Origin of the sequence: Ventrimonas sp. (genome assembly GCF_048380235.1) — a bacterium.
Lineage (GTDB): Bacteria > Bacillota > Clostridia > Lachnospirales > Lachnospiraceae > Brotaphodocola.
This window is the reverse complement of record NZ_DBFCCJ010000003.1, coordinates 1-22,394: the sequence shown is the minus strand read 5'-3', so window position 1 is coordinate 22,394 and position 22,394 is coordinate 1. Positions and strand designations below refer to the sequence as shown.

At 45.5% G+C, this 22,394-nt stretch carries 17 protein-coding genes and 1 pseudogene; 16 read left to right on the top strand and 2 right to left on the bottom strand.

What is annotated here, in order from left to right; genetic code table 11:
- Positions 1 to 385: 385 nt before the first annotated feature.
- Positions 386 to 1,306 (bottom strand): aldose 1-epimerase family protein, encoded by a 921-nt coding sequence (locus ACMP1L_RS00130; RefSeq protein ID WP_418451553.1) that lies wholly within the window; start codon positions 1,304 to 1,306, stop codon positions 386 to 388.
- 349 nt (positions 1,307 to 1,655) lie between these two features.
- Here ACMP1L_RS00130 and ACMP1L_RS00125 point away from each other — a divergent pair, with 349 nt between their 5' ends.
- From ACMP1L_RS00125 to ACMP1L_RS00110, 4 genes are all read left to right on the top strand, one after another.
- Positions 1,656 to 2,594: a 3-hydroxyacyl-CoA dehydrogenase family protein gene (locus ACMP1L_RS00125; RefSeq protein ID WP_418451551.1), complete on the top strand. Its 939-nt coding sequence runs from the start codon at positions 1,656 to 1,658 to the stop codon at positions 2,592 to 2,594.
- A 257-nt stretch (positions 2,595 to 2,851) separates the two neighbouring features.
- Entirely contained in the window at positions 2,852 to 3,610 is a 759-nt protein-coding gene (locus tag ACMP1L_RS00120) for an IclR family transcriptional regulator (RefSeq protein WP_373245757.1), read from the top strand.
- Between the two features lie 29 nt (positions 3,611 to 3,639).
- Complete coding sequence (locus ACMP1L_RS00115; protein WP_373245739.1) at positions 3,640 to 4,293, top strand: bifunctional 2-keto-4-hydroxyglutarate aldolase/2-keto-3-deoxy-6-phosphogluconate aldolase; 654 nt, start codon at positions 3,640 to 3,642, stop codon at positions 4,291 to 4,293.
- Between the two features lie 43 nt (positions 4,294 to 4,336).
- Complete coding sequence (locus ACMP1L_RS00110) at positions 4,337 to 5,368, top strand: PfkB family carbohydrate kinase (RefSeq protein ID WP_418451549.1); 1,032 nt, start codon at positions 4,337 to 4,339, stop codon at positions 5,366 to 5,368.
- A 205-nt stretch (positions 5,369 to 5,573) separates the two neighbouring features.
- Here ACMP1L_RS00110 and ACMP1L_RS00105 read toward each other — a convergent pair whose 3' ends face one another.
- Positions 5,574 to 5,999: a DUF5684 domain-containing protein gene (locus tag ACMP1L_RS00105; RefSeq protein WP_418451548.1), complete on the bottom strand. Its 426-nt coding sequence runs from the start codon at positions 5,997 to 5,999 to the stop codon at positions 5,574 to 5,576.
- A 191-nt stretch (positions 6,000 to 6,190) separates the two neighbouring features.
- Between ACMP1L_RS00105 and ACMP1L_RS00100 the strand changes: the two genes are divergently transcribed.
- The 12 genes and pseudogenes from ACMP1L_RS00100 to ACMP1L_RS00050 form a co-directional block, all read left to right on the top strand.
- Entirely contained in the window at positions 6,191 to 7,615 is a 1,425-nt protein-coding gene (locus ACMP1L_RS00100) for a cell wall-binding protein (RefSeq protein WP_418451546.1), read from the top strand.
- A gap of 243 nt (positions 7,616 to 7,858) precedes the next feature.
- A complete protein-coding gene (locus tag ACMP1L_RS00095) occupies positions 7,859 to 9,571 on the top strand; it encodes an AAA family ATPase (RefSeq protein ID WP_475544495.1) in 1,713 nt (570 codons plus the stop codon).
- A 77-nt stretch (positions 9,572 to 9,648) separates the two neighbouring features.
- A complete protein-coding gene (locus ACMP1L_RS00090; RefSeq protein WP_418451543.1) occupies positions 9,649 to 9,867 on the top strand; it encodes a Y-family DNA polymerase in 219 nt (72 codons plus the stop codon).
- Positions 9,868 to 10,207: 340 nt separating this feature from the next.
- The gene (locus ACMP1L_RS00085; RefSeq protein WP_418451541.1) at positions 10,208 to 16,876 is read left to right on the top strand and encodes a YDG domain-containing protein; all 6,669 of its coding nucleotides are present in this window, start codon (positions 10,208 to 10,210) and stop codon (positions 16,874 to 16,876) included.
- Positions 16,877 to 17,211: 335 nt separating this feature from the next.
- Positions 17,212 to 17,568 carry a hypothetical protein gene (locus tag ACMP1L_RS00080; protein WP_418451540.1) on the top strand — a complete coding sequence of 119 codons (357 nt, stop codon included), beginning with the start codon at positions 17,212 to 17,214 and terminating at the stop codon, positions 17,566 to 17,568.
- 243 nt (positions 17,569 to 17,811) lie between these two features.
- The gene (rd, locus tag ACMP1L_RS00075) at positions 17,812 to 17,976 is read left to right on the top strand and encodes a rubredoxin (RefSeq protein WP_118733936.1); all 165 of its coding nucleotides are present in this window, start codon (positions 17,812 to 17,814) and stop codon (positions 17,974 to 17,976) included.
- 43 nt (positions 17,977 to 18,019) lie between these two features.
- Positions 18,020 to 18,454: a bacteriohemerythrin gene (locus ACMP1L_RS00070; protein WP_118534249.1), complete on the top strand. Its 435-nt coding sequence runs from the start codon at positions 18,020 to 18,022 to the stop codon at positions 18,452 to 18,454.
- A 50-nt stretch (positions 18,455 to 18,504) separates the two neighbouring features.
- A pseudogene (locus tag ACMP1L_RS14045) lies at positions 18,505 to 19,122 on the top strand (flavin reductase); the annotation flags it as partial.
- Between the two features lie 21 nt (positions 19,123 to 19,143).
- Positions 19,144 to 19,686 (top strand): rubrerythrin, encoded by a 543-nt coding sequence (gene rbr, locus ACMP1L_RS14040; RefSeq protein WP_475544494.1) that lies wholly within the window; start codon positions 19,144 to 19,146, stop codon positions 19,684 to 19,686.
- Between the two features lie 17 nt (positions 19,687 to 19,703).
- The gene (locus ACMP1L_RS00060) at positions 19,704 to 20,654 is read left to right on the top strand and encodes an L-lactate dehydrogenase (protein ID WP_373245752.1); all 951 of its coding nucleotides are present in this window, start codon (positions 19,704 to 19,706) and stop codon (positions 20,652 to 20,654) included.
- Between the two features lie 178 nt (positions 20,655 to 20,832).
- Positions 20,833 to 21,249 (top strand): IS200/IS605 family transposase, encoded by a 417-nt coding sequence (gene tnpA / locus ACMP1L_RS00055; RefSeq protein WP_418451538.1) that lies wholly within the window; start codon positions 20,833 to 20,835, stop codon positions 21,247 to 21,249.
- A gap of 13 nt (positions 21,250 to 21,262) precedes the next feature.
- A partial coding sequence (locus tag ACMP1L_RS00050; protein ID WP_418451537.1) for an RNA-guided endonuclease InsQ/TnpB family protein occupies positions 21,263 to 22,394 on the top strand: 1,132 nt, incomplete at its 3' end.

The window sequence follows — 22,394 nt, the reverse complement described above, 5'->3', positions numbered from 1 at the left end:
GTAGAAGTTCCGGAAACCGCGTACAGAATAAGCAGAAACATTGGAATTTGCTTTGTGAGCGAGCATAGCGTCAGACCGGAGACCCTTGTTTGAGCACGCAGCGCGTGCGAGTTTGGGTCGCAGGTCTGACAATAGGCGGCGCAGTGAACAAAGCGCAAAATTCCACCGTTTCTGCGTTTCTGTATGCGGTTTCCGGAACTTCGGACCTTTTAGTGGTTCCGTCTCAATATTTTTATATCTGAACGGAATTGTTTTGTGTACCGAGTGCTTTTGCCAGTTGTTTTCTGGCGCTTTTCGGTGATTCCTGCAGGGCTGCGGCAAATTCCTCACAGAGCAGGCACCCGACTTTGCTCAGGAAATCCTTGTCTGTGATACCAAGTTTTTTTCAGAACGGATCAGGCGAAGTTTTTTTCGAAGTTGTTGTGGTGTTTATTTTAATCCAAATCCGATACTCCTTGCTCTCCCCGCCTTCCAACTTCTGAAGAAAATGCCGGTTCAAAAAGTTATCGTCTTCATCGGAGCGGATGGCCGATCCATTCCAGGGTTCTACACATAAGAACGGTGCTTTGGTGGCGGCTGCGGTCCAGAAGGCAACGGTGGCAAAATCCGGGTAGGAGACTTCCACGCCGTATCCGGTGGCTGGATTTTTCAGTGCCACTTTTTTGGAACGCAGATCCGTAAAGAAAATGGCATCATTCTCGAAAAGTTCGTGGGTCAGCGGGATGACGGCTGCGTGATCCAGGATCGGGGTACAGGAGTTCATGTTGAATTCCATGCGGTTTAAGTCATAGGAGTGATATCCGGCGGTTTCTTCCTGTTCAAATTCCAGAACGTAATCTTCGAATCGTTCCCCGGACTGCAGAGGACAGTTGAAACCGGGATGGGCACCAAGCTGGTAGTACATGGGCTTAGTATCTGGATTGGTTACGGTGTAGTGAAGCTGAAGGCCGTCTCCGGTCAGCGTATAAGTCAGTTTTAGCTGAAATGCAAACGGATAGCTGGCCCGGGTTTCCGGGGAGTCGGTGAGGGTGAAGGAAGCCTCCTGCTCGGACAAAACAGATACAGCAAAGTCTGCGTTCCGGCAGAAGCCGTGTTTGGGAATGGTGTAGGTCTTACCGTTTAGCGTATATTTGCCGTCACGGCAGTTTCCCACGGTTGGAAACAGGAGCGGAGAGCAGCTTTTCCAGTGCACCGGATCCCGCTGCCAGATATATTCTGTGCCGGATCCGCTTTTCAGAGAAATAAGCTGTGCCCCGATGGAATCAATCAGGGTTGTCATTGTGTGGCTTTTTAAGGTTACGATCATAGTAAGTTTCCCCCTGTATCATGATAATTCGTGACTGTTCAGTACCTTCACAGTCACGAGCAAAAATCCATGAAAAATTGCCTGCGGCAATGGGATTTTTGCCTACCCGCCTATGTTTTCTTACGGTCAGCGCAGTAAATGCGCAGACCTACTGAACAGTTACGATAATTCTATTATAGCGGATCACGGAAAAAAGAAAAGGATAACCGCTAACTTGCTATTTCCTATGTGCAATGATAGAATCGATATATTCGCAGGAGCAAAAATCAGAGAATAGAAGCTGGAATAAGCCGGGGGAAATACAGATTCAGACTCCAGGGTGTGATTAGAGAAAGAGAGGAGACAGCGGATGATGATTCAGAAAATTGTGATAGCCGGGGCAGGAACCATGGGGTCTTCCATGGCACAGATTTATGCAGAGTATTTTGACGATGTGGTTTTGTACAACCACAGGCAGGAGACGCTGGAGCTGGCGAAGGAGCGGATCGAAAGCAATGTGGCAACACTTGTGGAAACAGGCAATCTGACGAAAGAAAAGGCAGGCAGTCTGCTTGGTGCATTGTCTTATACCACTTCTATGGAATGCTTCAAAACCTGTGATTTTGTGGCAGAGAATCTCTCTGAAAACCTTGAGATTAAGGATGATTTTTATAAAAAACTCTCTGAAGTAATCAGTAATACTGCGGTGATCACCACAAATACCTCGGGAATGTCCATCAATCTTCTTTCCCGGTCGGTGAAGTGGCCGGAGCGTTTTATCGGGATGCACTGGTTTAATCCACCACATCTGGTGCCACTCATTGAAATCATCAAAGGAGAAAAGACAAGAGAAGATGTAGCGCAGACGGTTTATGATTTAAGTCTGAAAATCGGGAAAAAGCCAGTTCTGGTAAACCGGGATATTCCGGGATTTGCCGCAAACAGGCTTCAGTTCGCAATACTCCGGGAGGCGCTGGATCTGGTAGCGCAGGGGGTCGTGAGCGCAGAAGGTATTGATGATGTCATGAAATATGGACTTGGATTCCGCTACGCCTGTCTTGGACCGTTGGAAGTAGCAGATTTTGGTGGTCTGGACACCTTCACCCACATCAGCAGCTATCTGATGAAAGACCTGTGCGATTCCAAAGAAGTGCCGGAGTTGATGCAGGCACATTTTGATGCAGGCGAGTACGGTGTCAAGAGTGAAAAGGGCTTTTACGATTACAGCGACGGACGGGCAAAAGAAGCAACAAAGGAGAGGAATGAGAAGTTTTTGAAGGTGTATCAGGCTTTATATGGAAGTAAATAGAATCACTGGAGAAAAAAGAGCGCAGAGTGGAAGGATGAATTCTCTGTGCTCTTTTGTGATTTACAACACAACTAAAAAGGCAAAATCCTGTTGCTGGGCACACATGTGTGAACAGTAATAAACCATGTGACAATTCTGTCAATACCTTGACTAATTTTTGTATATTCAGTAAAATGATGCTATATGTAAGAGGAAACTGCGGAACTTTCCGCACAATAAGGCAGACTATGAAGCGGCAGAAAGGTGTGGACAGACGCATGAAATTAAATCGTACAACTCAGCGGACCATAGAGATTCTGGAGCTGATCTCCCAGAAACCGGAGGGAGCATCGCTTGATGAGCTTTGCGACCGCCTGGAGCTGCCAAAGACCAGTGCCTATGATATTGTTACCACACTGGAGGCACTTGGCATGGTGCAGATCAGCTGGGGGCAGAAGAAGCGGTATACCATCGGGCTCACGGCATATCGTATCGGCATTAATTACACCAACAACTTAAATATCATGAATATCATGGAGCCGGAGCTGAAGAAGTTTGCCCATGAGATCGGGAAGACTGTATTTTTCGGAGTGAGATCTGATATTGAGGTGGTTTATATCTGCAAGTTTGAACCGGAGAATCCCATTATCACGACTGCCACGGTGGGAAGCCGTATTCCCATGTACTGTACATCACTTGGAAAGGCTATTCTGGCCTACAGTGAGCCGGAGATTCTGCAGCCGCTTTTGAAACGTATGACATTTGTGAAGCGGACGGAGCGCACGATCACGGATCTGGACCGGCTTATGCAGGAACTTATGCAGGTGCGGGAGCAGGGATATGCGCTGGATGCCCGCGAGATGGAGGAGCATGCAGAGTGCGTGGGTGCACCGGTGTTTGGGGCAGATGGTGGCCTGGTGGGGGCAGTCAGTGTTTCAACATTGTACCGGGAAGCCGTCAACTATGAAGAACTGGGGATGCTTGTATTAAAAAAAGCAAGACAGCTTTCGGAAATGCTGGGATATATCCGGCAATGAAGTGTTCAGGAGAAGGAGATAAAAGTGATATGCGAAAAGAACAGGTTTTATCCAGAATGAGAGAAGAATGTCTCATTGCAGTGATTCGCGCGAAAAACCCGGAACAGGGAGAGAAAATCGTTGAGGCGGTCATTGCGGGAGGCATTCATTTTATTGAAATCACTATGACTATGGAGGAAGGAAATCCGGTGCAGTTTATCTCTGCCATGGCAGAAAAATACCGGAACGATGACCGTATTGTGATCGGAGCGGGAACGGTGCTGGATCCGGAGACCGCAAGACAGGTGATTTTGGCCGGAGCGAACTATGTGGTGAGCCCGGGACTGAATCTGGACACCATTAAACTGTGCAACCGTTACCGGATACCGATGCTGCCGGGCGTTATGACCCCGACGGAAGCCATTGCTGCGCTGGAAGCAGGCTGCGATGTGATCAAACTCTTTCCGGGCAATATCCTGGGACCGGCGGCTATCAGCACGTTTAAAGGGCCGCTTCCGCAGGGAGAATTTATGCCGTCCGGCGGTGTGGATGTCGATAACGTGGACAAGTGGATCAAGGCCGGAGCCTATGCCGTTGGAACCGGAAGCAGTCTGACAAAGGGCGCGAAGACAGGAGATTATGCGGCAGTGACAGCCAAAGCGAAGGAATTTACAGCGGCGGTGAAAACAGCTCGCAGCAAATAAAGCAGGCATTTCGGAGTATTGATGGAAGATGGAGGACAACAACATGGCAAAAATTGTGACCATGGGGGAGATTATGCTCAGATTATCGACCCCGGGCAATGAAAAATTTATACAGGCAGATGAATTTGATATCAATTACGGCGGCAGCGAGGCCAATGTAGCAGTATCGCTGGCCAACTATGGATACGACACGGAATTTGTGTCCGCCATTCCGGACAATCCCATCGGTGACTGCGCGGTCGCAGCTCTTCGCAAATACAATGTAGGAACAACATTTATTTCCCGCAGCGGTGACCGTCTCGGCATCTATTATCTGGAGCCTGGATCCTCTGTGCGTCCGTCCAACATCGTGTACGACCGTGCCGGATCTTCCATTGCCTGTGCGCAGGCTGAGCTGTTTGATTTTGATGCGATCTTTGAGGATGCGGACTGGTTTCATTTTACCGGCATCACGCCGGCACTGTCAGACAGCGCGGCCAGGCTGACAGAAGCGGCACTAAAGGCAGCGAAAGCACATGGCCTTACCGTGTCTGTGGATTTAAACTTCCGCAAAAAGCTCTGGTCCCAGGAAAAGGCCCGCGAGGTCATGACCAACCTTATGCAGTATGTAGATGTCTGCATCGGCAATGAGGAGGACGCGGAGAAGGTGCTTGGATTTAAGCCGGAGGGCAGTGATATCATGTCCGGCAATCTGGAACTGTCCGGCTACATGAACATTTTTGGACAGATGGCGGACCGTTTTGGATTCCGCTATATTGCAAGCTCTCTGCGTGAGAGCCACAGCGCATCCAATAATGGCTGGTCTGCCTGCATTATGGATGGAAAGACAAAGGAATTTTATCATTCCAGAAAATACACCATCGCGCCGATCGTGGACCGTGTGGGTGGCGGTGATGCCTTTACCTCCGGACTCATCTGCAGTCTGCTGGATGGAAAGGATATGAAGGCGGCTCTGGAATTTGGAACTGCGGCTGCAGCCCTGAAGCACACCATTCCGGGTGATTTTAATCTGGTGACCCGGTCTGAGGTGGAAAAGCTGGCCGGTGGAGACAGCTCCGGCAGAGTACAGAGGTAATCTTGAAAAAGAATGTGCAAAGGCACATTCTCGCGCCGAGGCGCGGTTGCTTCGGCAACCATCTGCCTTTGCGCCGAGTGCGCATCCCCGCGGAGCGTTTTCGTATGATAGGACGCAATTTCCTATCATATAAAAAACAAAAAATGCCATTCGCTGCGTGTCAGACACGTGCGGATGGCATTTTTGCGTTATGGATTGATGCGGATTACTGTGGACCGATGTATTTATCACTGCCAAAGCCAAGGATCAGCTTGAAGATCGGATTTAAAAAGAACAGTCCGATGGTAAAGCCTGTGCCGTGGCCGAAAGCCCTGGCCAGCTTGTTCAGAGCGACAATGTTGATGATGGTGACAGCTAGTAAAATGGCAGAGCCGAGAACAGAGAAAATCCCATCAAAAGACTTCAGCATACCGCCGATCACGGTTCCGAATAATACAAACCAGTAAATGTTAGCGTTCCAGGTAAATTTGTACTGGGTATATGTGTTATAACATGGTATGATGGCTTTCCATCCCGGCTCACCGGCCTTTTCGAAGATCTGCCAGTATGCAACAACCTGAAGGATATACCATCCAATGACGAGGATGAGAATGCTTCCAAGACTTGCGAGGAGTAAACCTGTATAAGCCATATGAGATACCGTCCTTTCTCTTTAGTATACGGTCAGTATAAGTTACAGCAGAAAAATAGTCAACAATATAAAGATTTTTTCTGAATAATTACGGATTATTACGGTTTTCTTACTTCACTTGACCCTGGAACTGTTCCAGGGTGTAGAGTCAGTATTGTCAGAAACAACGACGAGTGAAAGGAGAAATGAAGATGAAAAAACATACAAAAACAATGTTGATCCCTTGTGCAGCAGCAGCGCTGACACTTGGAAGTTCCATGATGGCTTTTGCAGCTACCGGCTGGTTACAGGAGGATGAAATCTGGCATTATTATGACCGGAATGGAGATGAGGTAACTTCATCCTGGAAAAAATCCGGCAATGACTGGTTCTGGCTGGACGAGGACGGAGAGATGGCAGTCAGCCAGCTGGTAGAGGACAATGACAATTACTATTATGTCGATGAGAGTGGTGTCATGGTGCGGAACCAGTGGAGAGAACTGGAAAACGATGATCCGCAGGATGATGATGAGCCTGATACCGTATGGTATTATTTCGGCGCTGACGGAAAAGCTTACAAAGCGAAGGATTCCGGAAGAGTGAATTTTAAGACCATTGTCCGTGCAGACGGTGCAACGAAAAAGTATGCGTTTGATGAGGAAGGAAAGATGCTCTACGGCTGGATAGATGAACAGGGTGAGCGTCAGACCGGTGATGACGCATGGCAGACCGGCCTGTATTATCTGGGAGGACCGGACGATGGTGCCATGAGAAGTCATCAGTGGGAACGGTTGGACGCGATAGATGATGATCAGACGAACGATGAGTTCCAGGATTGGTACTGGTTCTATTTCAATGCCAACGGCAAGAAAGCGGCAGATACGAAAAAGACCATCAACGGACGCAAGTATTACTTTGAGGAATACGGAAATGCACGCTTCAGCTGGTATGCAACCTCCAGCAATACTTCTGTTGCAACTCCGAGCTTCTACAGTCCGATCCAGGACAGCTGGATGTCTGTTGGCTGGTTCAAGACCGTGCCGGGCGAGGAGACGGATCCGGAAGGATACTCTGACGGTGACGAGCGCTGGTATTATGCGGAGAAGGATGGAGATGTAGTAAAGAGCCGTATTAAGAAAATCAATGGTTATTACTATGCATTTGATGAATACGGCAAGATGCTGGAAGGTCTTTACAAGCTGGAGGTATCAGATAAGGATATTCTGTCCTACACAGAAATCGAGAGCGAGAATGATCTGCCTGAGGATGGCGATATCGAGGAGGTTTATTACTTTGGAGGAAACTCCAAGGCAGGCGCTATGAAGACCGGAACGACGACTCTTGATATTGATGGTGAGCGTTACACCTACAACTTCCGCAAGAGCGGTGATGAGCGCGGACAGGGCTATAATGGCATTGAGGACGGCGCGATCTATGAGAAGGGCAAACGCCTGGAAGCTGATAAGGATGAGAAGCTGAAGAAAGTGGAGTGGGATGGTGAAACATACCTGGTCAACACTTCCGGTAAGATCCAGAAAAATAAGAAGAATGCGAAAGATGCCGATGATCGTTATTACTGCACCGACAGCAAGGGCATTGTTACCTACGAAGGAATGGAGAAGAAAAGCGAAAAATAACTGAGAATATTGCAGCAACCATCACATAATGAAAGAAAACTCTCTGCATAATAGAGGTCCTGGTTTCAGGACCTCTTTTCGTATAAAATAGGAAATAATCAAAGCCGTATTTTTGTGTGGATGGTTCCATTTTCGCAGAATATATGCGATAATGAAATAACAGAAGTTTTCCCATAAGAGGGGACAGACTATCCATCATCCGAAGACAGTAGACTTTCGGCCATGGCAACGAAAGGATTGTTTATGGAAAATAAATTAAAACTTCCAGTAGGAATTGAAAGCTTTGAAGAAATTCGAAGAAACCAGTATTACTATGTAGATAAAACAAAATTAATTGAGCAGCTTTTTGATAATCTCGGCAAGGTGAGTTTGTTTACTCGTCCGCGTCGCTTTGGTAAAACTCTTAACATGAGTATGCTAAAGTGTTTTTTTGAGATTGGAACAGATCCAACGCTTTTTGATGGACTCTATGTTTCTGAAAATCATGCACTTTGTGAGCAGCACATGGGGCAATATCCCGTCATCTTTCTCTCCCTCAAAAATGTGGAAGGGTTGAATTTTGAAAGTGCGAAGTACCAGATGATGGAGTTGATTTCAAAAGAAGCAAAGCGTCATGCCGTTCTCGGAAAAAGCGAAATTCTGGATGAAGATGCCAGGAAAACATACGAGGCATTGACCATGTTTTCAAACGGACGATATCAAATGACAGAGGAGACATTGCTGGGCTCCTTGCAGACGCTTTCTGAACTGTTGTTTTCGCACTATCATAAGAAAACAGTTATCCTTATCGATGAATATGATGTCCCGCTTGATAAAGCATTTCAGCATGGCTATTATAAAGAAATGGTGTTCCTTATCCGTGCGATGTTTGGAAAAGCATTAAAAACCAATGACGCACTTGCGTTTGCGGTGCTCACAGGATGTCTTCGTGTTTCGAAGGAAAGTATTTTTACAGGACTTAATAACTTTAAAATTCTTTCGATTACGGATACACGCTTTGATGAGCAGTTCGGTTTTACGGATGCAGAGGTCCAAAAGCTGCTTTCAGACTATCATCTTGAAAATAGATTCAGGGAAGTGAAAGAATGGTACGATGGCTACCGTTTCGGAAAAGCGGATGTTTATTGTCCATGGGATGTTATCAACTTTGTGGACCGGGCCAAGGATGATCCAGAAGCTAAACCGGAGGCATATTGGATCAATACGAGTGGCAATGATCTGGTAAAGCGATTTATCGATAAGGCTAATAAAACAACAAAAAATGAAATCGAGCGCCTGATTGCTGGGGAAGTAATTGAAAAGGAACTTCGCCTAGATCTCACCTATAAGGAAATCGATCAGAGTATTGAAAATCTCTGGAGTGTGCTCTTTACAACCGGATATTTTACGCAGGTAGGAAGGACAGAAGAGGGAGCTTACCGCCTGGTTATTCCGAACCGGGAAGTGCGGGAGGTTTTTCGGCTTCAAATAAACGAATGGTTTAAGAAATCAATTTTCAGTAATACGGAGCGCCTGAATGCATTCTGGAAAGCTATTGAAGCAGGGGATACAGAAGGAATCGAGCAGTATTTAAACCGTGTACTGAGTAATTCCATCAGTGTATTTGACACAAAAGCAAGAAAGGAAGAAAAAGAAAGTTCCTATCATAATCTTCTTGTTGGCATCCTGACAGGAAATGCTGACTGGCTTGTAAAATCAAATGTTGAAGCGGGGGAGGGATTTGCAGATATTATTGTGGAGACGGACGCCCCGGACGCTGGTATTGTCATTGAACTAAAGTATACAAAGAGCTTCGATGAAATGGAAACTGCCTGCCAGAAAGCTCTTGATCAGATCCAGGATCGCCGTTACCAGGAATTCCTCATAAACGATGATCGGAAAGATATTCGTTTGTACGGTATTACTTTCTGCAAAAAACGGTGTAGAGCAATAACGGAAGTGCTTCCGAATCAATAGCTAAAATCATGAGTGTGCAACGAAAAATTCTTAAAACAGCATTCAAGAGCAGCTGATCAAATTGGTCAGCTGTTTTTTTGTCGTGGGAGGCCTGTTACCGGATTCATCATCTGGGAGGAAAACAGGATTTGCGAAAGCTGGTGAGTGCTGTAGGCGGCGATCGGGAGAAAAGGCACGGTATCATTCTGGCTAAATCTATTCCAGCGAAGAAATATCACATACAGATTGGAGAGACTGTTGTTTCCGCAAAAGAAAAATGTCCTGGCTTGATTTTGGTCCCTCCGAACTATGATTGATATAACAGATCCTCAAAGGCTCTTATAAAGCTTCTCAGTGAATATACAGATAAATCGATCAGATGTTCCTGATCGGAAACGAAAGCTTCCACAATAGCAATATGCATCATCACTGCAGCATTCCTTTTACCTCGATGCTTCCAAACCAATTAGGTCGAGGTTTGACCATTTGCGTCGAGGTGGTTTTCAGAAAAACACGTAATTGATATACTATTAGTATAGAATATTATGCGAAAAAAGGAAATATTGCGGGAGCTTGATGTTTATCTTAGTCGAGAAGACTCCCACCTCTTTCGGGTGGTGAGTAATAGCAAATTTGTCTCAGTGGGAGGAAAATGGCATGAGAAAAAAATCGAAACGAATTTTAGCAGCTGCATTGTCAGCTATATTAATATGGAACACATGTGAATGGCAGCCGCAGGCATTGGCGGCCAGTTCGCTGCAGCGGATCGGGGCTGAAACGGAGGCAGATGATACTGCGGAAACAGCAGAAAAAGAAGCTACATTAAAAAAATCTGCGTTAAAAGCCTCTCCGTCGAATGCGGAAGCAAAAGATAACCGCGGCGAGTCAGGTACAAACAAAGCAGAAGCAGAATCAGGGGCAAACAAAGCAGAATCAGGGGCAGATGCAAATACAGGCAAAGCAGAAGCGGGAGCAGATGCAGGCGCAGACAAAGCAGAGGCAGGTGCAAATGAAGCACCAAACGGCACAGCAACAGGAGCAGAGATAAAAACAGAGATAGAGGCGTTCTTGGAGCTGGATGAGGCCATTGCGGTGCAGAAGTTCTCCCTGGGTGCAAAAGAAAGCGATATCATCCTTCCGGATACCCTGGATGTTGAGGTGGAAGGGGCGGATGAAATGCTGGCGGAAGACAGCCAGAATGTGCATCTGGTGGAAGCAGCGAATAAGGGCACAGAGAAAGATACAGAGGCGGAAACGGCAGTCTGGCAGATTTCCGGCATAACCTGGAAACTGAACGAAGAGCAGAGTGACCTCCCGGAGTTCCACGGCGGCATTTCCGAAAAAGACTATTTCGAAGAATTTGACGAAAACGGCGAGCCAGTCGAGACCTCGACGAAGACCTGGGCGGGCTATGCTGAGGCGAACCAGGAATATAATGGTCGTGTGTATGTGTATACCCCGATCTTGCCGGAGGATCTGGGCAAATTTGAAGTGGCGGATACGGCTGACCTGCCGGAGATTGATGTGATGGTAGGGGACGCGGGCGTGGCGCTGCTGGCGGATGGACCGTATGATTTGAATGAAAATTATCTGGTAATTGATGGAAATAATGTGGATCAGTTTGATGGAAAAACCATAACCGGCAACTATTGTCCTACCAACCGACCAGAGTCTACATATACAGACATCAAGGGCGGTATCACAATTGATAATGTTACGGTCAATCTGACCATTAAAGATGTAACGATCAAATCTGATGGAGCCAGTGGATGGGATCTGGCTGGTATTTACCTGAAAGGAAATGCCCGGCTGAATCTGACCTTAGAGGGAGAAAATACACTATTGGGGCTGGATCATGGAGCCGGAATTGAGGTGGAAAAAGGGGCAACACTGGTTATTACGGAGCAGAGTAACGGAAGCCTGAAGGCAGTGGGAGGTGCCTATGGGGCCGCCGGTATCGGAGGAAATGCCGGATCAACAGATTCCGAAGGTACGAACTATGGGACAGGAACGATTATAATCAAGGGTGGAACCATTTCAGCTGAAGGTGGAGTTTATTGGGTTTCCGGAGTGATGGATTATCAAGGAGGAGCCGGAATCGGAACCGGTCTCTATGGAATCGGCGGAACCATTGAAATACTGGGTGGAACGATAAGCGCAGAAGGAGGAAAGCTGACAGGAGCCGGAATCGGAGGAGGAGATGGTGGAGGTGTAGACACGATCGTGATCGGCGGGACGAATGGCGAAGCTCCCGATATAACCGTATTTTCTTATAAATCTGCGAAGGGATATCTGGGAGCAGCCATCGGCAGCGGATGGAATGGAGTGAATGGTTTACAATTATCCTGTGGCGATATCCGGATATTAAGTGGATCTGTGGAGGTAACGGGAGGAAATATTGGTTATGGAGTGTTAAAGCCTCTTGGTGGAAATAGCATGAAAGGCGGCAGTATCACTATTTCCGAGGAGGTGCAGCTGGAGCTGCCGCTTGAAAGCAAGATTGAGCCGCGGGGAGACTGTACCTACGGGAAGAAAACATTCCAGATCGCCGCATATGATAACCAGCTGCCAGATGGAACCTATCCGGCGGACATATCCCTGTATCGGGAGAATGATACAGAAAGAACAAACCCGGTTTATCAGACAAAGGCAGAAATGACCGTCTCCGGATTCATGGGAACGATACCGGATATAACCCAGTGGATAGGCCATTCCGGAAATATGCAGATGGTTGTAGAGCTGACGCCTTCCGGTGGCGGGACAGTTAAGACGATGGAGGGAAGGGTTGCTTTAAACAAAGGAACGGATGAAACCATCTCCGTCATGCTTGGACAAAACGCCTACCAGAAGACAATGGATCTGACCATCCATGATGGCCGTTTGAAGAATGATAAAAATTATACATTGACGGTTCAAATCGGGAAAGAAGCAAGCGAAGGCGGCACTGCACCGGATGTAGTAAGCTATTCATCTCAAAAAGCTTCCGGTTATCAGCTAAAGAAGGATAAAGTCAGCTGGTATACGCCTCTGTCCGGAGAGGTTCCGGTATCGGTTCTGGTACAGGAAGAAGGAGGGGAAGGAGAAAATACGAATAGCTTTACAGTAACAGGAACCCTCACGATGAAGCCAGAGGAGGAAACGAAGCTTTCCCTCACCATCGGAGAACCCCTGTATCCTGTCCGCTTCCACTTCTATTCATCAAAGGTGCAGGCGGCAGCGAAGGTATCCCTGACGGCCGGACGGCTGGCTGGAGCTGCCTCAGAAGATCCGATGGAATTAAATCAGAACAAAGGCCAGTTTGCCTTTGACGGGAAGCTGACAATCGATGCAGCAGCAGGCAATCATGCATATGCTCTGGCATATCTTCCGGCCGGAAATTACCGGTTTGTGATAAATACAGGCATCACAGAATTAGGCAGCTCTGATGGAAGATTTACTCTGGACAACGAAACGGTAAAGGCAGCGGCTGCCGGAACGGATATCATCGTATTAAATGCGGCAGAGGCACTGGAGGGAGAGCTGGATCTGTCCCTTGGAAATATATCTTTTTCCGAGGAAAATGGTAAGCTGACCATTTTATATTCTAAAAGAGATGCTTCCGGCCAGGCGGTTACAGCAACGCTAATAGACCAGTCCTATGATAAATGCTATCGGATCACTTCATCTGGGAATAATGTAGAGAAGTATCATCTCTCTGTGGATACCCCAGCTTCCGGGGAATTAAAGCTCGTATTAAAGAGCCTTACGATTACACCGGCAGAGGCTATCGCACCGATTCAGATAAACGGAAAATCCCATGTGACCACCTATCTGGAAGGGGAAAACAGTATTTCGATTAATCAATCAGGGAAATCTTCACCTGCCGGCATCAGTGTGGCGAAGGATGCAAAGCTTACGATTGACAAGGAACCGGGACAGCCGGGCTCCATAGAGGTGCTCAATAACACAAAGGTAAGCAAGACGGGTGCAGCAATTGGAGGAAATGTAGGACAGGATGCAGGAACCATTCACATCCAGGGTGGAACTGTAATTGCAAAAATGACGTATGAAGATCCCAGGGGAGCAGCCATCGGTGCTTCGGTAGGAAAAAGTGTAAAAGAAATACGGATCAGCGGAGGAGTTGTAACTGCAAAAGGTAGTTGGGGTGCCGGAATCGGAACAGGAGGTGCTAATAGCCTGGAAAGAACCGGTAAAATCGTGATAGAAGGCGGAACGGTGAATGCAAGCTCGTGGAAGGGTGCCGGAATTGGAAGCGGTATTGGATATGCCCGTAGCAAACCGGCGATAACTGCCGATATTGAGATTCATGGTGGAATGATTACAGCCTATTCTAAATATGGAGCCTGCATCGGAAGTGGTAGTGGCAGTTCATCGAAGGTGCTGATTGACGGCGGCACAATATGCTTAGATAATAAAGACCCAGGCTATAGGCAGAACGTTGCTCATATTGGAAAGGGGGATGATAATTCTACATATGTACCAACTGATGTGAAGATTAATGGTGGAACGATCTGTTTGATAGGGGCGAATGGATATATAAAGCGACCGGTCATTTATGGCTGGGAAAAGGTAGGCGAAACGTGGCAGAAGAATACAGCAAAAGGTGGGAACGGTAAGCCGGTTTATTACACCACAGCGGATCTGACCGGTATCTATGAGAATAATACACTGGTTGAAAAAGCAGGTATTGAAGGAAGTTCCTACGGCTTTAAGGATGTCCGGACAGATGCCAGCGGAAAGCTCTATATGTACCTTCCGGCATCGGAGGCAGTGAAAGCCTCCTTTGGCGGTGTGGAATTTACCGGAAAGGTTGAGGCAGGTAAGGATGAGAATGTATTGGAGCGTGAACAGACCTCTATTGATTATCGAAGGGAAGTCCTGAAAAATATGGCTCTGTATGAGCTCGAATATGCGGAATCCAAGAGTGCTGCATCTTGGGAAAAGATCCCGAAAGGTGGCGAGGCTTCTCTGACAGAAATTCTGGATAAACAGCCGGAGAGTGCGACAGAGATTACTCTGTATGTGCGAAAAGCAGCTACAGGTTCCGCAGCAGGCGAAGCAACCGAGATAACGATTCCGGCAAGACCGGCAAAACCGGACCAGATACAGGAAACAGATATAACGAAAGACAGCTACTCTATCAAGGTAAAAAGACCGGTCGATTCCCGTTACGAGTACGGAATTGCCAAATCTGAGTCTGGTGAGCCTAAGTGGCAGTCGGAGAGGACGTTTAGATCGCCGAAGCCGGCTAACACGTATTACGTAACCCTTCGTGTGAAAGCAACAGACAGCAGCTTTGCATCGAAGCCGGCTGAACGCTTGTCGGTGACGACACCGGATACATTACTGATCGACGGTCCCGCCGGCAAAGTATCCTTTGAAACGAAAGGAACCTATGGACAGACACTTGATCAGATTCTGGTAAAGCTGGCAGAGGGATTTCAGGTTGTTAATTATAGTAGATCACCGGTTTCAGGAACATGGAAGTTCAGTGCGAATCAGAGCGGAATGTCCGCTTCCTCTATTTATCCGGAGGTAAAGGGAACCACTGCATATCAGGTAGAATTTATACCGACTAAAATATCAGAAGGGCAGTATGGAGAAACTTTGACCCAAAGTGTGATTCCGGAGATATCTCCGAAAGAGTTGCATGCAGTTCTTACGACACCTATTGAAAAAAACTATGACGGAAGGACCGATATCGCATTAAAGGCGACGGTAGAGATAGGAGCTTCGGGTCAGATCTACACGATCAGTGGCCTGAAAGGAAGCTTTGAAGATGCCAATGCCGGAACCGGTAAGGCGGTAACCATTGATCCTTCAGAGGCAGTCATTGAGACCGAGGGCAGTGCAGTGAATCTGCAGAATTACCGTGTGGTATATCCGGCTCAGACGACCGGAACGATCCGTCCGATACAGGGTTCGGTTTCGATCGATCCGCAAGCATGGACCGGAGAAAAAACCTATGGAGATGCCAGCTTTTCCTTGACAGGTGTGAAGAAAGTGGGAGATGGAGCTCTGACCTATACAAGCTCCGATGAAAAGGTTCTCACCGTGGATGCACAGGGTCAGGTGTCCATCAAAGGCACGGGTTCTGCAGAGGTAAGCATCACCATGGCAGACGGAACAAATTACCTTGGCACAAGCACAGCGGCAAAGGAAACGATCACCATTGAAAAAGGAACCTTTATCCTTACCTTAACGGCTGTGAACCGGAGTACCGGAGTGCAGCAGCCGGAAGGGATTCTCGGAACCTACGAGGATGATTTTGATATCATTGCAAGTATTCAGGGAGCGTATGATGATAAGCTGCAGGGTATGATCCACTTCTATGATAATGGAAATCAGAATCCGGATACGATCTCTGTAGGGGAAGCTGGAACTGCGGTTCTCAACCTGCCAAAGCCGGGAGTCGCATCCGTAGGAACGCACCGGATGACAGCCGAGTTTGATTTTGACACTCATCAGGAGTGGGCGGCCAAATACAACACGCCTGCTCCGGCTGCATTTACATTTACGATCGGAAAGGTGGCTGCACCGCAGATCACCTGGCCGACGGCAGCGTCGGTGAAGGCGGGAAGTCCTCTGAGTGATTCTGCCTTATCAGGAGGAAGCACCGAATACGGAAGCTTTGCCTGGAAGAATCCGGCGCAGACGGCACAGGCGGGCACCCATAGCTACGAGGTGGTATTTACACCGAATGAATGGGCATCCGCTCGTTATGAGATCGCAGTGATGACCGGTACGGCAGAAGTGACAGCACCGGAAGATAAGCCGGGCAAAACGGAAAAACCGGGTGAAACGGAAAAGCCGGAAAAACCAAATCGCAACAGTTCGTCTTCCGGACAGAATAAAACCTCCGGCAGCGGTGTAATCAGACAGGATTCGGTCAAAGGAACGATCGACAGTACGGCAGGAATTATCACAGGAGAAACAAACAGCTTTGCCAATGACGGAAAGAGCCATTGGATGCTGGATGAGCATGGCTGGTGGTTACGCTTTGCAGATAATACCTACCCGAAGGGAAGCGTGCGTGAATCTGGTGGTATTTCACATAGCTGGGAGCATATCAACGGAAATTGGTGGGCCTTTGATCAAACGGGGTATGCCAAGACAGGCTGGTTAAGAGACGAGGATTACGGCGGCTGGTTCTATATGGATCTGGAACACGGCATGCAGACCGGCTGGGTGCTTCTCAATGGAGCATGGTACTATTTTAATCCGGTTTCCGATGGAAAGAGAGGCATGATGTATGCCGGACAAAGAACACCAGACGGATACTATGTAGAGAAAAACGGTGTCTGGGACGGAAGAAACAAGCAGTAAAACGAGCTTCAAGCCGAACCTCCGTGGGACTTGGCGCGTGTACTAACTATAGAATAATCCGGAAGGGATCCGCAGGCTTTGGGAATCCTTCCGGATTTCTATTTATTTACATATTTCTAAGTCACCAACCACCAGTTCAACTGGTGGTTGGTGACTTAGAATAGAGTTTTTACCGTTGATAAATGAATGCCCGGAAGAATCCTGCTTGATTATTCGGACGGAAAAAACTGGATAATAGTAAAGACTGGAATTTCTAGAAGAAAAAAAGTGGAATTTGCTGTGACAAGCTTAATGAAAAGTCTTACCAATGTTGGGTTCAAAAGGCGTTCCATTCATTGGAATGTTCTGTTTCTGAGAAGATGCTACAGTACTTTATCAGTCGGAGCGCCTACGCATATCAGGAACGGAGAGATGGAAAAGATGAAAGTATTGATTTATACCAGATTTCCATTTTCATCAAGCAGATCGCGTTTGCCGCAATGGAGACCGGGATAAGCGAAGAGATTATTAATCAGGTGGTACCGGCTGCGATTGGAAAAAGCTGGGAATTGGCATCAAAGCTTCTATTTGACCCCATGGTAGGCATGAAGCTTGCCATAGAATTATTTGACAGTGGGAACAAAAGTCTTATGATTTATGGAATAAATGAAAGAAATTTATTTATCCAAACCATGGCCAGATTAATCGTATAAAGAATAAGAACCCAGGCAGAAATCAGTTACAAGATGATGCCTGGGTTTTTATATATCTGCGTTAGCGAAGTATACAGAATACATATATTAATAATAATTACTATTATTGACTTAATGAGAAAAATAGGTTATAATACAGACATACAAAAAAGAGAAAATTTGGAAGAAATGAAATGCTGGAAAATCTAGTGGAAACTCGTTGACAATAGAGAGAGAATTATATCGAAAAGGAGAAGAGTGGCTATGAAAAAATTTGAATGCGAACCATGTGGATACATTTATGATCCTGTAGTAGGTGATCCGGACAGCGGTATTGCTCCTGGAACGGCATTTGAGGATATTCCGGACGATTGGGTATGCCCGATTTGCGGACTTGGTAAAGATGTTTTTGTACCAGTGGAAGGCTAGAAACAATGAAATAACCCAAAATAAAAGAAATGGAGGACAGACTATGACTTACGATTATGATATCACTTTCGAAGATAACTTATTAACCGGGAATAAGATGATTGATGAGCAACACAAAGAACTGATTGAGCGAATCCGGAACTTTGTATTTGCCTGTCAGGACGGAAAAAGTAAGGTAAATGCGATAAAAATGCTGGATTATCTGGACGAGTATACTGATTTCCATTTCAAAGAAGAGGAAATATTACAAGAAAAGGCCGAATATCCGGATCGTGGCAAACATCATGAGAAACATGAAGAGTTCAAGAAAACAATTCAGGAATTGTATGAATATCTTCATGATTCTGAGGGGCCAACGGATCAGTTCAGCGAACTTGTACATAGGAATGTGGTTGATTGGTTGTTTGGTCACATAAAAACTTTTGACCGCTCCGTAGCGGAGTTTATCTTTATGAGAGAAAATCCAGAGCGTTGTTAAGTGGGTATTGTTCAGGCAATGAAAACTGATTTTCTAAATGGAGGTACCACATGAATAAAAAGGCTATGTATAAGCTGAGTTATGGATTGTTTGTTCTGACGGCGAAAGACGCAGAGAAAGACAATGGGTGCATTATCAATACGGCAGTTCAGGCAGCGTCGGAACCAAATCAATTAAGCATATGCGTTAACAAAGCCAATTATACACACGACATGATTCAAAAAACCGGAAAATTTACAGTGTCGGTTTTAAGCCAGGAGGCTCAGTTTGGATTATTTGAGCAGTTTGGTTTTCAGTCAGGCCGGAATGTGAATAAGTTTGAGGCATTTGAAAAGTGTGCGCGGGGTTTAAATGGTATTTACTATATTACAGAAGGAACAAACGCATATATTTCGGTAACAGTGAAAAAAACGGAAGACCTGGGTTCCCATACCATGTTTATTGGTGAGATCACAGATATGGAAGTTTTGAGTGATATTCCTTCCGTAACATATGAGTACTATCAGAATCATATCAAGCCGAAACCGCAGGCAGTAGGAAAAACAGAAGCAGGACAGAACATATGGAGATGCAGGATATGCGGTTATGAATATATTGGAGATGAATTACCGGAGGACTTTGTATGTCCTTTGTGTAAGCATCCAGCATCGGATTTTGAGAAAATTGTGGAGAGCGAGGCGAAAAAAGAAATGGCAGGAAATAAATACGCAGGAACACAGACTGAAAAAAATTTACTGGAAGCTTTTTCTGGTGAGTCACAGGCAAGAAATAAATATACCTATTTTGCATCGGCTGCGAAGAAGGAAGGCTATGAGCAGATGGCTGCGTTGTTCTTAAAAACAGCCGACAATGAAAAGGAACATGCAAAAATGTGGTTCAAAGAGCTGGCCGGAATCGGTGATACGAAAGAAAATCTGGCTGCAGCTGCAGAGGGCGAGAATTACGAATGGACAGATATGTATGAGGGTTTTGCAAAAACAGCGGAGGAAGAAGGTTTCCCGGAACTTGCAGCGAAATTCAGAGCGGTAGGAGAAATCGAGAAACATCACGAAGAGAGGTATCGTGCACTTCTTAAAAATATTGAAACTGCGCAGGTGTTTGAAAAAAGTGAGGTAAAAGTATGGGAATGCCGTAACTGCGGACATATCGTAGTAGGAACCAAGGCCCCGGCAGTGTGCCCGGTATGTAATCACCCGCAGAGTTATTTTGAAGTTCGCGAAGAAAATTATTAAGGAGAATTATTTCAAATATGCAGGCTGTTAATTCTAAAAAAGCAGTTATGATAGGCTGTGGGTTTGTTGGTTCTGCATCGGTGTTTGCCTTAATGCAAAGTGGATTATTTACGGAAATTGTTCTGATTGATGCAGATAAGGGGAAGGCAGAGGGAGAAGCTATGGATATTAGCCATGGAATTCCGTTTGCCAGACCGATGAAAATTTACGCCGGAGATTATGATGATGTGGCTGACGCAGCAATTGTAATTATATCAGCCGGTGCAGGCCAGAAACCTGGAGAGACAAGACTGGATCTTGTTAATAAAAATGTGGCAATCTTTAAATCAATCATTCCAGAGGTGGCAAAGAGAAATTTTTCCGGAATTATGTTGGTAGTTGCGAATCCGGTAGATATTCTTACGCAGGTAGCAGCCAAGTTATCGGGACTTCCGGAAAACAGAGTGATTGGATCCGGAACTGTTTTGGACAGTGCAAGATTGCGATATAAGCTCGGTGAACATCTGGCAGTAGACAGCCGGAGTGTCCATGCATTTATTGTGGGAGAACACGGAGACAGTGAGGTTGTGGCGTGGTCATCAGCCAATGTATCAGGCGTACCATTGAGCGAAATATGTGAAATGCGCGGGCATTATAATCATAAGGAAAACACAAAAGAAATTGCGGAAGCAGTAAAAAACAGTGCTTATGAAATCATAAACAGAAAGCATGCGACCTATTATGGAATCGCGATGTCTGTAAAAAGAATCTGTGAAGTGATCATGAGAGATGAGAAATCAATTCTTCCAGTATCACATATGATTCACGGTATTTATGGCATTGAAGGTGTTTCGTTAAGCATGCCGGTCATTGTTGGTGCAGACGGTGTGGAATCGGATATACCTATTAATCTGAATGGTGAAGAAGCAGTAAAGCTTAAGAATTCAGCAGATTCTTTAAAGGCAATTATGGATACAATAGAGTTATAGTTTTTTACAAAATGTGTTATGGAAGAGGAAGTTTGTAGTTGCTGCAATGCTTCCTCTTTTAGGATAATAAGCGAGAATCCTCGGTTATTCAATTGCCGAGATGAAAGCGTCTGAAATGCAAGTAAAATCGAAAATATGTTCGATTTTCCTTGCGTTTCTTTCCATCTAATAGTATACTATGTGTATGAAAGAGAATTTAATATATTCAAGAACTTGTGTATATAATATTAATTACCATGTGGTGTGGTCTGCGAAATATCGCAGGAAAATTTTATCAGCAGAGATTGAGATTTATCTGAAAGAACTGGTTCAGAAGATAGCATCCGATAAAGGTTTTACGGTTCATCTTTTTGAAGTTGGTGAAGGTGATCATATCCATTGCTTTGTGTCTGCACCGCCGAAACTGTCAGTGACAGATATTGTAAAGTATTTAAAAGGAATTACCGGAAGAAAACTCTTTGAAAAATATCCGGCGATCCGCCAGAAACTTTGGAAAGGTCAGCTTTGGAATCACTCATATTATGTAGAAACAATCGGTTCGGTGTCGGAAGAAAATATCCGACGCTATATCGAGCATCAGAGCAAATCTTACTAGAAGGAGGGAAAATGTGCTGTTAACACATGAAACAACCATTGTATTAAATAAAAATGATGCAAATATTGTAGGACACATGTGTTATGCGGCTTACAAGCTTTGGAATGTTTGCAATTATGAAAGAACCAACTACAAAAATCTGGGATTGGAGAAATATCCTGACTGGTATTATCAGAAGTCCAAGCATAAAGATGATCTGTGGTTCAAATCACTCCCGTCACAGACTGCACAGGAAATCTGCAAGCTTTTGGACAAGTCATGGAAATCTTTTTACCGGTTAAAAGAAAGTGGAGGTATCGAGAATCCGGGAACACCAAGATATAAGAAAGATAAAATGCCGATTACGTATATGCAAAATGGTATTCAACATGAAAACGGCTCTTATAATGTAAGACTTTCTTTACCCAAAAAGCTGAAGGAATATATGGCTCATACCTATGATATTCGTGCTGCATACCTTTATTTGAAAAATCCTGTTTTTTCAAACATGGATATCATAAAACAGATAAAAATATATCCTCCGGCAAATGACGGAACCAGCAGGATCCTTGTTATTTATGAGGTGGAAGATGTTTTGCCAGAAGAGCACAATGGACATTATCTGTCGATTGATCTGGGCTTGCATAATCTTATGACTTGTTATGATAATGTAGGGAAAACTTTTATTATTGGAAGGGAATATCTTTCTCTTTCTTATTTTTATAACAAGGAAATCGCGAGAGTCCAGTCACAATGGGGCAGGATCCAGGCTGCAAGGGAAATGGAGGATCTGAAAACATCTAAGCATCTGCAGAAACTCTATCGAAAGAAAAATGACTGTATCAAAGATTATATTCATAAGATGACACGATATATCACGAACTATTGTGTAAAGAATGATATTCATACGGTTGTAATTGGAGATATAAAGGGGATTCGTAAAGAGAGAAACCTGGGGAGGAAAACCAACCAGAAGCTTCACAGTTTGCCATATGCCCGTATCTATATGCAGTTAGAATATAAGATTAAAATGAAAGGGATTTGCCTGATAAGACAGGAAGAAAGCTATTCCAGTCAATGTCCGCCGCAGTCAGAAGAAGTATCGCACATTTATGCAGAGAAAAGAAATCGAAAAAAGCGTGGCATCTACATTGTAGATACCGTGA

Bases quoted from the DNA above. Each gene is read 5' to 3' on its own strand.
- ACMP1L_RS00130 (WP_418451553.1), bottom strand. From the start codon at position 1,306: ATGATCGTAACCTTAAAAAGCCACACAATGACAACCCTGATTGATTCC.
- ACMP1L_RS00125 (WP_418451551.1), top strand. From the start codon at position 1,656: ATGATGATTCAGAAAATTGTGATAGCCGGGGCAGGAACCATGGGGTCT.
- ACMP1L_RS00120 (WP_373245757.1), top strand. From the start codon at position 2,852: ATGAAATTAAATCGTACAACTCAGCGGACCATAGAGATTCTGGAGCTG.
- ACMP1L_RS00115 (WP_373245739.1), top strand. From the start codon at position 3,640: ATGCGAAAAGAACAGGTTTTATCCAGAATGAGAGAAGAATGTCTCATT.
- ACMP1L_RS00110 (WP_418451549.1), top strand. From the start codon at position 4,337: ATGGCAAAAATTGTGACCATGGGGGAGATTATGCTCAGATTATCGACC.
- ACMP1L_RS00105 (WP_418451548.1), bottom strand. From the start codon at position 5,999: ATGGCTTATACAGGTTTACTCCTCGCAAGTCTTGGAAGCATTCTCATC.
- ACMP1L_RS00100 (WP_418451546.1), top strand. From the start codon at position 6,191: ATGAAAAAACATACAAAAACAATGTTGATCCCTTGTGCAGCAGCAGCG.
- ACMP1L_RS00095 (WP_475544495.1), top strand. From the start codon at position 7,859: ATGGAAAATAAATTAAAACTTCCAGTAGGAATTGAAAGCTTTGAAGAA.
- ACMP1L_RS00085 (WP_418451541.1), top strand. From the start codon at position 10,208: ATGAGAAAAAAATCGAAACGAATTTTAGCAGCTGCATTGTCAGCTATA.
- rd (WP_118733936.1), top strand. From the start codon at position 17,812: ATGAAAAAATTTGAATGCGAACCATGTGGATACATTTATGATCCTGTA.
- ACMP1L_RS00070 (WP_118534249.1), top strand. From the start codon at position 18,020: ATGACTTACGATTATGATATCACTTTCGAAGATAACTTATTAACCGGG.
- rbr (WP_475544494.1), top strand. From the start codon at position 19,144: ATGGCAGGAAATAAATACGCAGGAACACAGACTGAAAAAAATTTACTG.
- ACMP1L_RS00060 (WP_373245752.1), top strand. From the start codon at position 19,704: ATGCAGGCTGTTAATTCTAAAAAAGCAGTTATGATAGGCTGTGGGTTT.
- tnpA (WP_418451538.1), top strand. From the start codon at position 20,833: ATGTGTATGAAAGAGAATTTAATATATTCAAGAACTTGTGTATATAAT.